The 13,709-nt window shown below is 40.5% G+C and carries 10 protein-coding genes; 9 read left to right on the top strand and 1 reads right to left on the bottom strand.

What is annotated here, in order from left to right; genetic code table 11:
- Positions 1–14: 14 nt before the first annotated feature.
- The 8 genes from FS736_RS04940 to FS736_RS04905 all read left to right on the top strand — a co-directional run bounded on the left by FS736_RS04940 (position 15) and on the right by FS736_RS04905 (position 8,766).
- Positions 15–1,247, top strand: coding sequence for a glycosyltransferase family 2 protein (locus tag FS736_RS04940; protein ID WP_186326662.1), 1,233 nt, complete (start codon positions 15–17; stop codon positions 1,245–1,247).
- Positions 1,248–1,561: 314 nt separating this feature from the next.
- The gene (locus tag FS736_RS04935) at positions 1,562–2,587 is read left to right on the top strand and encodes an ABC transporter ATP-binding protein (protein WP_144475253.1); all 1,026 of its coding nucleotides are present in this window, start codon (positions 1,562–1,564) and stop codon (positions 2,585–2,587) included.
- Positions 2,562–3,350, top strand: a complete 789-nt coding sequence (locus FS736_RS04930; RefSeq protein WP_144475252.1) for an ABC transporter permease — start codon at positions 2,562–2,564, stop codon at positions 3,348–3,350. Before FS736_RS04935 ends, FS736_RS04930 begins: the two co-directional genes overlap by 26 nt.
- A gap of 11 nt (positions 3,351–3,361) precedes the next feature.
- Complete coding sequence (locus tag FS736_RS04925) at positions 3,362–4,153, top strand: ABC transporter permease (RefSeq protein WP_144475251.1); 792 nt, start codon at positions 3,362–3,364, stop codon at positions 4,151–4,153.
- 116 nt (positions 4,154–4,269) lie between these two features.
- Entirely contained in the window at positions 4,270–4,626 is a 357-nt protein-coding gene (locus FS736_RS04920) for an SCP2 sterol-binding domain-containing protein (protein WP_251544684.1), read from the top strand.
- A 177-nt stretch (positions 4,627–4,803) separates the two neighbouring features.
- Complete coding sequence (locus FS736_RS04915) at positions 4,804–6,027, top strand: ATP-binding protein (RefSeq protein ID WP_144475249.1); 1,224 nt, start codon at positions 4,804–4,806, stop codon at positions 6,025–6,027.
- 232 nt (positions 6,028–6,259) lie between these two features.
- Complete coding sequence (locus FS736_RS04910) at positions 6,260–7,462, top strand: HD-GYP domain-containing protein (RefSeq protein ID WP_144475248.1); 1,203 nt, start codon at positions 6,260–6,262, stop codon at positions 7,460–7,462.
- Positions 7,463–7,587: 125 nt separating this feature from the next.
- On the top strand, positions 7,588–8,766 hold the full coding sequence (locus FS736_RS04905; RefSeq protein WP_144475247.1) for a hypothetical protein: 1,179 nt from the start codon (positions 7,588–7,590) through the stop codon (positions 8,764–8,766).
- A 25-nt stretch (positions 8,767–8,791) separates the two neighbouring features.
- On the opposite strand, the gene FS736_RS04900 is transcribed toward FS736_RS04905, so the two are convergent.
- Positions 8,792–9,844, bottom strand: coding sequence for a M20 family metallopeptidase (locus FS736_RS04900; protein ID WP_222125052.1), 1,053 nt, complete (start codon positions 9,842–9,844; stop codon positions 8,792–8,794).
- 293 nt (positions 9,845–10,137) lie between these two features.
- On the opposite strand from FS736_RS04900, the gene FS736_RS04895 reads away from it, so the two are divergent.
- Positions 10,138–13,608 carry a bifunctional 2',3'-cyclic-nucleotide 2'-phosphodiesterase/3'-nucleotidase gene (locus tag FS736_RS04895; protein WP_251544680.1) on the top strand — a complete coding sequence of 1,157 codons (3,471 nt, stop codon included), beginning with the start codon at positions 10,138–10,140 and terminating at the stop codon, positions 13,606–13,608.
- Positions 13,609–13,709 lie beyond the last annotated feature (101 nt).

The following is a 13,709-nucleotide window of genomic DNA, read 5'->3' as shown; positions in this document are numbered from 1 at the left end:
AGAGGAAAGTTTTTTTGAACGAAAAATCGATTAGCATCCTAATTCCCTGCTATAATGAGCAATCAATAATACAGACAGCAATTCATGGGATAGATAGATTAAACTATAATAATTATGAAATGATATTTATTAACGACGGTTCAGATGATCTTACTTTTCAACTCATGAAGGAATTATTGGTTCTAGAACCAATATTAAAAGACCGAAACGGTGTTCTTGATTTTAGGCCGATTAAAGGGATTTACAGATCCAAAAAAAATTCGCGTGTTTTGGTTATTGATAAAGAAAATGGAGGGAAAGCGGACTCACTGAATGCAGGTATTTCATATGCAAGTAGCGAGATTGTTATTACCCTTGATGCTGATAGTATGCTTGATGAACAGGCATTGCCTATCATCAATTGTGCTTTTCAGGATACAAACCTTATAGCTGCTGGAGGCATGGTTCATGTTCTGCAAGGAAGAAGGTTTCAGAAAGGAGCACTAAAGCCAAGTTTAAAGGTGAAGTCGATTGTTAGACTCCAAATACTAGAATATTTCAGAGGGTTTTATATATATAAAGCATCACTTTCTAAAGCCGATGCGTTAACCATTATATCAGGAGCTTTTGGTGCATTTAAAAGAGATGTACTACTTAGTGTAGGAGGATATAGAAAAACAATCGGGGAAGATATTGATATTACTATTAAAATTCAAAAGTATAAGAATGAAAGAAGTAATCTAAAGGTTATTTTTATTCCTGAGGCTATATGCTACACAGAGGTGCCAGAAAAATGGGGTGATTTATTTAAACAAAGAGTAAGATGGCAGAAGGCATTCACAGACTGTATTGTTCTATATTCCAAAGAGTTTATAGTTACAATATTCAAGAGTCCAATTTCATTTTTTCTATTAATTGATGCACTGTTTGTGGGTGTTGTGTGTTCGTTCTTAACAGTCATTGGCCTGATAGCTATACTATTAACAAATGATTATTCTTATATTTATATTATATTAATTTTATTTTCGTTATGTGTCAATTTATCATATAGTCTCATGGCTATCTTAATTGCATCCTCTCATGGTCAAAAATTTAGCAGTAAAGATATTGGTTTCCTTGTAACTACATTGTTAATGGATCTTATATTCTTTAGATTAATATCCTTATACATTATTATTTATGGAACAATCCAGTATTTTATCAATAAGGAAGAATGGAACAAAGTGGAACGAACGGGAAGAGCGTATAATTTAGAACAGGCAGGATAAATTTTTTTGACCGCTTGTTCTTTATTGAGAATGTAATGTTCTGACTAAAGAATAATGCCTGTAACTTCTAATGCGTATTTACAAAACGTTGAATTAAAGGTATAATTTTCTAGAAATTATAAAGGGAGGCAGTCGAAATGATTGATTTGAATCAAGCAACTAAGACAATTTCATATGTTTTACCTTCGGCCTGCCTGTATTGTGTGTAGTAGCGCTTATTTTTGTCATGAAAAATAACTGCCTAACCATAGACTCAGATGTCTGTGGTTTTTTTGTGCCTGAAAATCGAATGTATGTTCTTGGAGAGTGATAATGTGATTACTGTTGAAAATTTAAAAAAGGAATATAAATTGGTGAAGCGTGACCCTGGTCTTAAGGGTGCGGTGAAGTCGCTTTTTAACCGGAAGTATGAAACGAAGCATGCGGTGAAGGGGATTAATTTTACGATTGAACAGGGTGAGACGGTTGGCTATATTGGCGCGAATGGCGCAGGGAAGTCGACTACGATCAAGATGCTGACGGGAATCCTGACACCGACATCTGGCAAGGTGACAGTGAATGGACTGGTGCCGTATGAAAACCGCCAGAAGAATGCGGTGAATATCGGGGCGGTCTTCGGACAGCGGACGCAGCTGTTCTGGGATATACCGGTTCGTGAATCTTATAATTTGTTAAAACATATTTATGAGATTCCGGAGCAGGAATATCAGGAAACAATCGCGATGTTTACAGGGGTGCTGAACTTGGAACCGTTGCTCAGCATTCCGGTCAGACAGCTTTCCCTTGGGCAAAAAATGCGCTGTGAATTGGCTGCGGCCTTCCTCCACAGGCCAAAAGTTGTTTATCTGGATGAGCCGACGATCGGTCTTGATATTGCGGTAAAAGTGAAAATCAGAAAGTTTATCAAAGAAATGAATCAGCGCTGGGGCACAACAGTGCTGCTGACTACACATGACATGCAGGATATTGGGGAAATCTGCGACCGAATCATCATTATTGATGGCGGTACGATTTTGTACGATGGAGGGCTGGAGCAAATCAAAAAGCAATTCGGGCAAAAGCGCGTGATCCATTTTGAACTGGCTGACAAGGAAAAATTCGTTTTGCCAGATACTCTCAATGGACACGTAGATATTTTACCCAATGAAGAAGAAACGAAGGTCAGTCTGTCTTTTGACCATGAGGCTGTTAAAAGCTCGTTCGTCATTTCAGAGATGATGGGCATGTATGAAATTGGTGATTTGAATATTGCGGATCCTAAGATCGAAACGATCGTAGAGGAGCTATACAACAAGCAGGAACAGGGGGGAGAGCATGAGAAAGTATTGGCAAATAGCTAAAGGACGGATGCAGGAGAATACGGCCTATTCAGCGTGGTACTGGGCCGGGACCGCTTCGGCGGTAATGAGGCTGTTGATTATTTACTTCTTCTGGCAGGCGGTCTACGCTAACCAGACGACGATTGAAAACATCAACCTTGAGACGATGCTGACGTATATCGTCATTGCGATGATGCTTCAGGGATTTGTCGGGGGTGTTGGCAATGAGCTTGCGGAAAATATTAAGGACGGCCAGGTCGCAATCGAATTGATGCGTCCGTACGATATGATTTTTAAACTGTTCGCGGTCGATATTGGCTCGAAAATCATGTATTTGATCCAGGGGACACTGCCGATGGTGCTGATTGCTTACTTCTTTATGGATTTAAGCTTTCCGAAATCACCTGAGACGATCATTTTATTTATCCTCAGTGCACTAGTGGGCATCTGGATCGGTACATTCTTCGATTTCCTTGTCGGTGTGCTTGCGTTCTGGACGGTCAATGTCTGGGGTGTGAGAGTGCTGAAGGAATCATTGATTACGTTTTTCTCCGGGGCGCTGGTTCCAATCACGCTTTTCCCGGATTGGCTGAGAACCATTACAGAATTCCTGCCGTTCCAGGCGATGGTCTATCTTCCGGTTTCGATTTACTCAGGCCTCATTAGCGGGACGGACGCTTATATGGCACTGGGCGTCCAGTTATTTTGGCTCGTGTCTTTATATGTTTTGGTAAGGGTAATCTGGTCGCAGGCGATTAAACAGATTACGATTTTTGGAGGTTAGGAGGCGATTATATGCGCCGTTATACGAGATTATATTGGGAGTTTGCGAAGAGCCATATGAAGGTGATGATGGAGTACCGAATTGACTTTTTGATCGGTGTCGCCTCAGTGATGCTCGAGCAGTTCGCTTCGATCTTTTTTGTAAAAGTAGTGTTTGACCACATTGAACAGATTAATGGCTGGTCGTTTTATGAGATATTGTTCATATACGGAATAGCGGCAACAGGCCGGTCGATCCATCAGATTTTCTTTGATAATTTATGGACGCTTGGCTGGCAGTATATAAGACCGGGGAAACTCGACCGTCTGCTGATCAGGCCGGTCAATCCACTATTCCATGTCGTGGCAGATCGTCTGCATCAGGATGGCTTTGGCCAGCTGATCATCGGGTTGATCATTCTCGGAACAGCGATTCCACAGCTTGACCTTGTTTGGGGAGCGACAGAAATTGCCATGCTGGTCATCATGATCATCTCTTCTGGGTTGATTTTCGTGGCGATTAATTTATTTTTCGCGACTTTCAGCTTCTGGATGATCGATAGTCTTCCTATTGTATGGGCCGTCTTCAACCTGAGCGACTTTGCGAGATATCCGCTGACGATCTATCATAAGGGTATCCGCATGTTCCTGACATGGATTATTCCATACGGGTTCACCGCATTTTTTCCGGCGGCTTATTTTATCGATAAGTCAGGCTATAAAGAATTCGCACTATGGACCCCGGTTGCTGCGGTTGTTTGCTGTGTGATTGCCTATGCTTTTTGGAATAGAGGGCTTAAAGCCTTTGCAAGTACGGGTAGTTAAGTTGAAGGCAACCCGATGAATGTAGGGGATTTTCTTTTAACACTGCCATTGTCGTATTGCCCCTTGGGAGTTCAGTCGGATATGATGAAAAAAATAGATTGATAGGGGTGGCGAGGATGTTGGAAAGCAAGTCGGTCAGAGAAGTATGGCAGGAAATCGAGAAGGTCATGAATGAAAGACCAGAGCCAATACTAAAAATGAAGGCTGTATATCAGTATGACATAACAGGAGATGACAGCGGAACATTCCAATTGCTGATCTCTTACGGAACGGCACATGTTGTAGAAGGAACAGAAGCAGCTCCAGATTGCACCCTTAAGCTGTCAGATCAAAACTTCAAGAAAATGATCATGGGCAAGCTGAATGGAACAGCCGCCTTCATGACAGGGAAACTCAAAATCCAGGGCAGCATGGGACTCGCGCTTAAACTAGAAGGAATCCTAAATGAATACAATCTGAGCGAAACAGCATAAAACAGGATGGACCAGGCAATTAATCGCCTGGTCCACATTTATTCTATAAAAGATTCCTTTCAATCTATAAAAAATATTTATTAAAAAATCTTCTGCCAAATTAGACAAAAAGTAACAAGATATGACACATCCTGCTATAATAAGGCTATCAAGTTTTAAGATTTAAGGAGATTCCGTATGGAACCATTCAAAAAAAATTCGGTTTTAGTTTATGAAGAAGTAAAAGCAGTTAAGTTCTTTTTGTGGACTTTTTATATTATATTAGTTCCTTATGATTTTATAGTTTATTATATCTATCCATATTTTAATAAGGTTGAAACAGGCTTGCCTTATGGAGGGTTAGGATTCTATTTTCATTTACTTTTATTTTTTTTGCTTCCTGCAGCTATCATCATAATTAAAAAAGGTTATCCAGAAAAAGTAAAATATATGTATTTCGCTGCTTTTATATTATTGGATACAATCAACAATGTTTTGATTTATTGGGGAAGTAACAAAGAGTTCAATAGTGGTCATATTTTAGAAGTGTACTTCATTTTGTTTTCGCCTATATTTGTCAGTAAAAGATTCTTTTGGGTTATAACCTTAGGTTTCTCTCTTAAGTACCTAACGATAGGGCTTATTTTCCAATCTGCTAAGGTATTGTTTGCACTAGGTTTAATCCTGTTTATTAGTATAATTGCCTGGATTCTACTTAGTCGTTTCCAATCATATATTACTGCAATTACCTCGATATATGAGGACATGAGACAAAAAGAGAAGCTTGCGGTCATAGGACAAATGGCAACGGCAATCGCACATGAAATAAAAAATCCTTTATCTTCTTTAAAAGGGTTTACCCAGTTGCAACAGGAAAAGGATAATGGTGACGAACAATATTATCCAATTATGCTAAATGAAATCGACAGAATCAATGCTATTGTAAATGATTTGTTGATTCTCGGAAAACCGAATACCGCGATAAAGAAGCCGCAAAAACTTGAAGAGATTATACAATATGTATTATCGGTAATTGTCCCACACGCCCAGAGAAGGGATATAGATATAATCTTGGATACTAAAACTTCTTCAGTTCTTTTATGTGATGAAAATCAACTCAAGCAAGTCTTTATAAATCTAATTAAGAATGCTATGGAAGCAATGCCCGAAGGTGGAACGGTAACGATTAGAATTGAATCTCAAAATAGTGGGATAAAAGTCTCGGTTATCGATGAAGGGTGTGGGATTAAGCCAGACCAACTTGCTAAGTTGGGGGAGCCTTTCTATACAACTAAACAAAGTGGTAACGGTTTAGGGCTAATGGTATCTAAAAAAATTATCGAAGAACATGGGGGTAATTTAATTATTAATAGTGAGCTTGGAAAAGGGACGGACGTTACCATATATTTACCAGTTCCCTAACATATTATGTTTATATAAAGAAAATATATCCAGTTAATAAACCAAAAGGACCATTTTAATTAATAGTCCTTTTGGTTTATAATGAAATAAATGTCGATAATTGACGATTAGTATATAGATCTTATTGTTCATTTATGACCGATTTAATTCTGATTATTAAACTATTAAGTTTTTTTGGCGATATGAATGAAAAAGATAGTATACCTTAGATAAAAATTGCGAGGTACATAAAATGCAGACAAAGTTAAAAGATCCCTCCCTGAATTATGAAGAAAGAAGAGCAATAAAGTGGTTTCTGGCACTGTTCTATGGACTCTTCGTTGCTTTTGATGTCTTCTACTTTTATATTTACCCAAGACATATATTGCATCAGGAAATTAATTTTTTTGGAATTTATAGATATTCCTATTATTTCTTTATTATGCTGTTACTTCCTATTGTTATGTACATGTCTAAAAGGGCTAATCTATCACGAGTTAAATACTTTTTTGTCATTATGTACTTAGTTTTAACGGTCTTAAATGACTCTGTTACATATTATGGTAGTGGTCATGAATATAAAAGTGGTAATGTTGTAGAAGTTTTTCTTATTCTTTTCGCACCAATTTTTGTGAGTTCTATTTTTTATTGGACTGTATCATTAGGAATTATCATTAAATATGTTTTTATTGGACTTTTCCTTCAAACAACAGGTGTGTTATTCCCAATTGCTCTTATTATTGCACTTTCCTTAATAGGGTTCATTATATTGAAAAGGTTTCAAGGATATATAGAGGCAATTACTACTTCGTATGACAATCAATTATCAGGCATTGTAAAGGGTGTTATTGCGACAATAGAACTTAAAGATCCATACACAAGAGGGCATAGTGAAAGAGTGGCTTATTATGCACATTCCCTGGCATCTGCTACTGGTGCCTTTTCACAAGAGGAACTTCGATCTTTTTCGCATGCGTGTTTATTGCATGATATTGGAAAAGTAAATATACCAGACTCAATACTAATTAAGCCTGGAAAATTATCAAAAGAAGAATATGAAGTCATTAAAACTCACCCTGACGTAGGAGCGAGTGCAATTGCTAAGGTCAATGGCATGGGTGATAGTATTGAAATTATTAAATCTCATCATGAAAGATGGGATGGCAAGGGCTACCCTGAACAGCTCAAAGGTGATCAAATACCGTTCCCTGCAAGAATAGTTTCTATCGCTGACGCTTTTGATGCTATGACTTCCTCACGATCATATAGATCGGCCATGCCGGTTGAAGAGGCATATAAAAGAATTATCGAAGGGCAGGGGACACAATTTGATCCTGACCTGGTGGAATTGTTCAAACAGGTTTTTCCGGAATGGATTACATTCCATGTTAAATATGAAAGGTCAAACCATCTCCCTATTCAATCAAACATTAATTTAAAGGAGGTGACACCATGAAAATACGCAAGTTGAAGAAGATAAAAACTACTTGTTGGTGGTGTGCATTAATTCCACGTTAATGTTGCGAGGGGATGTTGGTAATTCTTCATCCCTTATTTTGTCTGGAAAATAGGGTGATAAACATGAATGTGACCAACGAATCAGTGGTTTCCCTGTATCCGCTGAAGGTACGGAAAGATAAACAGTACTACATTGTTGAGGATGAGGGCACCGGTGAATTTTACGAAATGTCCGAAGTTTGTATTAGTGCCATTGAGCTAATCAAACAAAGGAAACGGCTCAGTGAAATTGAACTTTTGTTGTTCTCTGACCATCCTAATGAAGATATAAACCTGCTAGACTTTGTAAACCAGTTACTTCAACTTAACCTAGTTGCTGAACTTGATGGCGAGAAATTCAAAAGGGAATCCGTCACAATAGAACAGCCAGGCTTTAACTGGCTTCCCGAGAATCTCGGCCGTTTATTCTTCAATTCTACCAGCTCCCAAATTTATCTCAGTTTACTTATTGTAAGTATGGGGTTAATGATATACAACCCAAATTTATTCCCGCACTACTCAGATCTGTTTGCTTTCGATCTCTTGCTGCAGAATATTGTTACATGGCTGGTGATTACATTTGTTCTCGTCCTCCTCCACGAATTCGGTCATGTCCTAGCGGTCAGGTCAGAAGGTCTACCCGCAAAGATAGAAATCGGGCATCGGCTTTTTTTAGTGGTTTTGGAAACGGACATGTCACAGGTCTGGAAGCTGCCGGCTGAAAAGCGCAATAAGCTTTACCTTGCAGGGATGTATTTTGATTCTGTTGTGTTATTCTTTGCGTTGCTGGCCCAAATGTTTACAAGTGAAGGTTCGCTCATAATGGGTTTATTTAAGCTGGTGGTGCTGGATACATTCATTCGCCTGGTCTATCAGGCTGCTGTTTTTATGAAAACGGATCTTTACTATGTGATAGAAAATAAAACGGGTTGTTATAACTTGATGGAAAATGGGCGAAACTTTCTGGCGCGGTGGCTGCCATTTTTGCGGGTGCCGCAGACGGAAACCTTCGACGGTGAGGAAAGGCTTGTCCGTACATATGCGGGTTTCTACCTGGCCGGAGTCCTCTTAACCATCGCCATAACCGCCTATTATTACATCCCGCAAATGATTTTCGCGGTGAAAGAAATGATGGTTCCTGGTTTTACAGAGCCAATGACCAGCATACGTTTTTGGGATTCGGTTGTCTTTTTGCTGCAAATTGTTTTGGTTTTAGGGTTATTGTTTTATTCTTGGACAAAGAAATATCGATTTAGCAGATAAAAAGACAGCCGGGTGGCTGTCTTTTTTAGTAGGATTTTACATAATCAATTAAAATCTCTTTATACTTTTCCACCGATTCCAGCAATACAAATTCATCGTCACCGTGCCAGTTCGCACCACTTGGCCCGAACTCGATTGCCGGGATTCCATGGGCTGCGAAAAATTGGGTGTCTGCTGCTCCGTGCTGGCCAAATAGAATGGCTTCACCATCGATATGCTTTTCCACGACGGGTTTTAACTGGGTGATGAATGGATCGTCTGGTTTCGTCGCGACTGGGATACCTTTTAATCCAACAGTAACTTTACCATCGGAAATGCTCTCGATCTGCTGAATGATGGTATCAGGTTTTTGTCCCGGAAGATAACGGATATCAAGGGACATGATACACCGATCCGGCACTTTATTGAAAACTTCACCGCCTGAGATGATGGCAAGATTAATAGACGGCGATTGATAAAACTCCGAGCTTTCTTTGGTAAAAGGCAATTCCAGCAGTTTTTCGTAAACCTGATAGGTTTTGACGATTGCGTTCTCGCCTTCCCACGGACGGCTGCCATGAGCAGATTTCCCTGTTACTTCCACTTCAAGTCTTAAGACGCCTTTTGCCTGCAAGGCAATCCCGAGCTGTGTCGGTTCTGAGGCGATCACGAAATCTCCGCGATAGCCATTTTCGACAAGGTAGCCTGTACAATTTTGGCCGCCAATTTCTTCATCAGAGACAATCTGCAGCTGGATTTTCACACCAGGTTTTTGATCCCGTAATTCCTTCATGGCGAACATCATCGCGGCAACGCCGGCCTTCATATCGGCTGAGCCTCTGGCATAAATTTTGCCATCCTTCTCAACGGGGACGAACTGCTCCTTTTTCCCGCTGACAACATCTACATGGCCATTCCAAACAATCGTTTTATCGCCTTCGCCAATCTCGCATACGAGCATTTTGTACCCATTATTCTCGATTAAACTTGGCTTCAATTCTTGCTCAATCAGCCATTGTCTGCAAAACTCGACCGCCTGATTGGCCCCTTCCATGGTGGAGCTGTCAATCAGGATCAATTCTTTCAATAATTCCTTCACTTTATCAACACTCCTTGAAAAGGTTCTACCTATACATTACCACTCTATGATTGTTTCAATCTTATAAATCAATTGTAGTCCTTTTGGCGGAAAATTGGATAATTATACTATTCGCAATTACTGACATATATCGAGGGGTTTCTGCAAAAACAAGTAAAAATTACCTATTAAATAGCTCGAATTTTACAAAAAGTTTAGAAAAGTCAGGTCTATCAGTCCATTTCCTTCTACATGAATCCTACTATAATTAAACTCGTATGTTACCAAATTAATTATTAAGGAGATGGATTTTCTTGAAGAAGCCTTTGCGCCAGCTAGGAAAAACTGTCGTTGCTACGACAATGGCATTGTCAGTATTGGCAGGACCTGTTTCTTATAAGTCATTTGCGGCAGGTAAGCCTGATAAAGCAGGAAAACATGAAGTACAACTGCGAATCATGGGGACTACTGATATTCATACACATTTATATAACTATGATTATTACAAAGATGCACCAACGAACGAATTCGGCCTGGCCAAGACGGCTACCCTGATCAAGCAGGCAAGGGCGGAAAAAGAAGGAAAGAACAATCTCCTTTTTGATAACGGAGATTTGATCCAGGGAAATCCGCTTGGCGACTATAAAGCCAAGGTTGATGTACTGGAAGACGGTGAAATGCATCCGGTCTTTGAAGCTATGGAACTATTGGATTATGATGCGGCTACAGTCGGCAACCATGAATTCAACTACGGGTTGGATTACCTTGACGAAGTGCTGGACGATGCGCCAATGCCATATGTCAATGCAAACGTATTCAAGGATGATGGCGACGATAATCCAGACAATGATGAAAACTACTTTAAGCCATATACGATTTTCAACAAGAAAGTCACCGATAATAACGGCAAGACACAGGTGCTCAAGGTTGGTGTTGTCGGTGCTGTAACACCGCAAATCCTGCAATGGGATAAAGCAAATCTCGATGGCAAGGTGATTACAAAGGACATCGTAAAATCAGTTGAAGCACAAATTCCGAAAATGAAGGAAGAAGGCGCTGACATCATCATCGCGCTATCCCACTCTGGAATTGGCGATGAAAAAGTTGTGGAAATGGAAGAGAACGCTGCATACGACCTGTCACTGGTTGACGGCATTGATGCGATCATCACTGGTCACAACCACTTAACATTCCCTGGCAGCTTTACGGACTTGCCTGGAGTGGACCCTGACAATGGCACGATCAACGGTGTACCTGTTGTCATGGCAGGAAACTGGGGCAACCAGCTTGGCGTTATGGACATAACAATTGCCAAGGAAAAAGGAAAATGGAATGTTAAAAATTCTAAGTCCGAGTTAAGAGCGATTTACGATAAAGGAACAAAGACTCCATTAGTTGAGGCTGACAAAGAGATTTTAGAAGCTGTAAAAGAGGACCATGAAGGAACTGTCAATTATGTCCGCCAGCCTGTTGGGGAAACTGCTGCCGACATCAACAGTTACTTCGCGCTTGTACAAGATGACCCATCAATCCAGATCGTAACGAACGCACAAAAATGGTATGTGGAAAAGCAGGTAAAAGGAACGTCTGATGAAAATCTGCCAATCCTATCCGCGGGTGCTCCATTCAAGTCTGGAAGAGGCGGTGTGAGTGATTACACTTATATTCCAAAAGGAACGATTGCAATCAAGAACGTGGCAGATCTTTATTTGTACCCAAATACAGTTTCCACAATCAAAATCAAAGGCAGCGATGTAAAAGAATGGCTTGAAATGTCTGCTGGACAATTCAATCAGATTGATGAGAACATCACAACAGAACAGCCGTTAATCAATCCGAAGTTCCCGGTTTATAACTATGATGTCATTGATGGTGTTACTTATGAAATCGATGTGACAGAGCCGGCTAAGTACGATGATAAGGGCAATCTGGTTGATGCTGGGGCAAACCGTATCAAAAACCTTCAATATAATGGACAGCCAATCGACCTTGAGCAAGAGTTTCTTGTTGTAACAAACAACTATCGTGCTACGGGATCATTCCCTGGCGTGGTAAACCAGACAGCAGTAGAAATGTATCCAGATGAGAACCGCCAGGCGATCATCGATTATATCCGTGAAGTTGGTACAATCGATCCATCAGCTGATAACAACTGGAGCTTTGCAGGGGTAAGCAAAGATTTGAATGTTACTTTCAACTCAACTCCTGATGCGCAAAATGCATTGCCAGAGAGTGGTTTGATTAACTATGCAGGTGAGGCTGCAAATGGATTTGCTAAATACCAGCTTCATTTGCCAATCGGCCTTCAGCTTTTAGGAATCAATGATTTCCATGGACAGCTGGACACTTACAATTCTAAAATCAATGCGGGCGGTGTTGATTACCTTGCTGCATATTTGAAAGAACGTGAAGCGACAAATCCTAACACATTGATGCTTCATGCTGGCGATGCTGTAGGAGCAAGCTCCCCGGTTTCAGCGTTGCTTCAGGACGAGCCAACGATCAAGATTTTGAACAAGATTGGTTTTGACGCTGGTACTGTAGGCAACCATGAGTTTGATGAAGGCGTAGAAGAAATGCTGCGCTTAATCGATGGTGGAAGCCATCCAAAAACAGTGGATAAGTACGGTGAATTCGAAGGCGCTGACTTCCCATATCTTGCCGCTAACCTTGTTTACAAAGAGACTGGTGAAAATGTTTTAGATCCATATACTGTGATCGATGTGAACGGAATTCCAGTCGGAATAATCGGAGTAGCATTATCTGACACTCCAAGCATTGTTATCCCTAGTGCTGTCACAGATGTAAAGTTCACAGACGAAGCGGAAGCGATCAACCGCTATACTGAGGAGTTAAAAGCTCAGGGTGTAGAAACAATTGTTGTATTAGCACATAACCCATCAACCTCTAAACCAGATGGATCAAACGCTGGAGAAGAACTTGTTGAGATCGCTCAAAATGTGGATGATGAAGTAGATGTGTTAATGGGCGGGCATAATCATGCTTTCACGAACACTAAAGTAGATGGCAAGATTGTTGTCCAGTCTTATTCTTCAGGTACAGCTTTTTCTGATGTAGACTTACTGATCAACCCTGTTACAAAGGATGTCATGGTTGGCAAGTCTGAAATCGTGACGACATACCGTGACAAAATCCAGCCGGATGCTGAAATCAAAGCGATGCTGGATAGCTATGTAGCTGATGTCGCACCGATTCTGAATGAAGTAATTGGAACAACACCTTCTTATATTAGCCGTGATACAAGTGCTGCTGGTGAATCTGCTATGGGCAACCTGGTAGCTGATTCTATGCGCTGGCAGACAGGCACTGATTTTGCCTTCATGAACTCTGGCGGAGTCCGTGCTGACATCGACGCCGGCGACATCACATGGAAGGAAGCTTTTACCGTCCAGCCATTCGGAAATGATCTTGTGAAAATGAACGTGACTGGTGAAGTCATTAAAACATTGCTTGAGCAGCAATGGGGCAGCAAAGTCCGTATCATGCCTATTTCCGGTCTGAAGGTAGCTTATGATGATTCAAGAGCTGCGGGAGACCGCATTGTGTCGATCACGAAGAATGATGGCACACCTGTTGAAATGGATAAAACTTACTCGATCACCGTCAACAACTACATGGCAGGCGGCGGGGATGGTTATGCAATACTGGCAACAATCACTGATAAGACAATCGATGTAGTAGATTTGGATGCATTGGTCAACTATATTAAGGCACATGGTGAAGTAAATCCTCAAATCGAGGGCCGTGTAACAAAATTAAATTAATAGTTTAGAAGGGGAGCACACCATTGTGCTCTCCTTTTTATTAGGAACCAGTATTTACCTAATAGTCCAATAGAATCAAATTTAGAGACGCGAAGAAATTT

The sequence above is a fragment of the Cytobacillus oceanisediminis 2691 genome, from assembly GCF_007678455.1.
Taxonomy (GTDB): Bacteria; Bacillota; Bacilli; order Bacillales; family Cytobacillaceae; genus Mesobacillus; species Mesobacillus oceanisediminis_A.
This window is presented reverse-complemented; position numbering and strand designations above follow the sequence as displayed.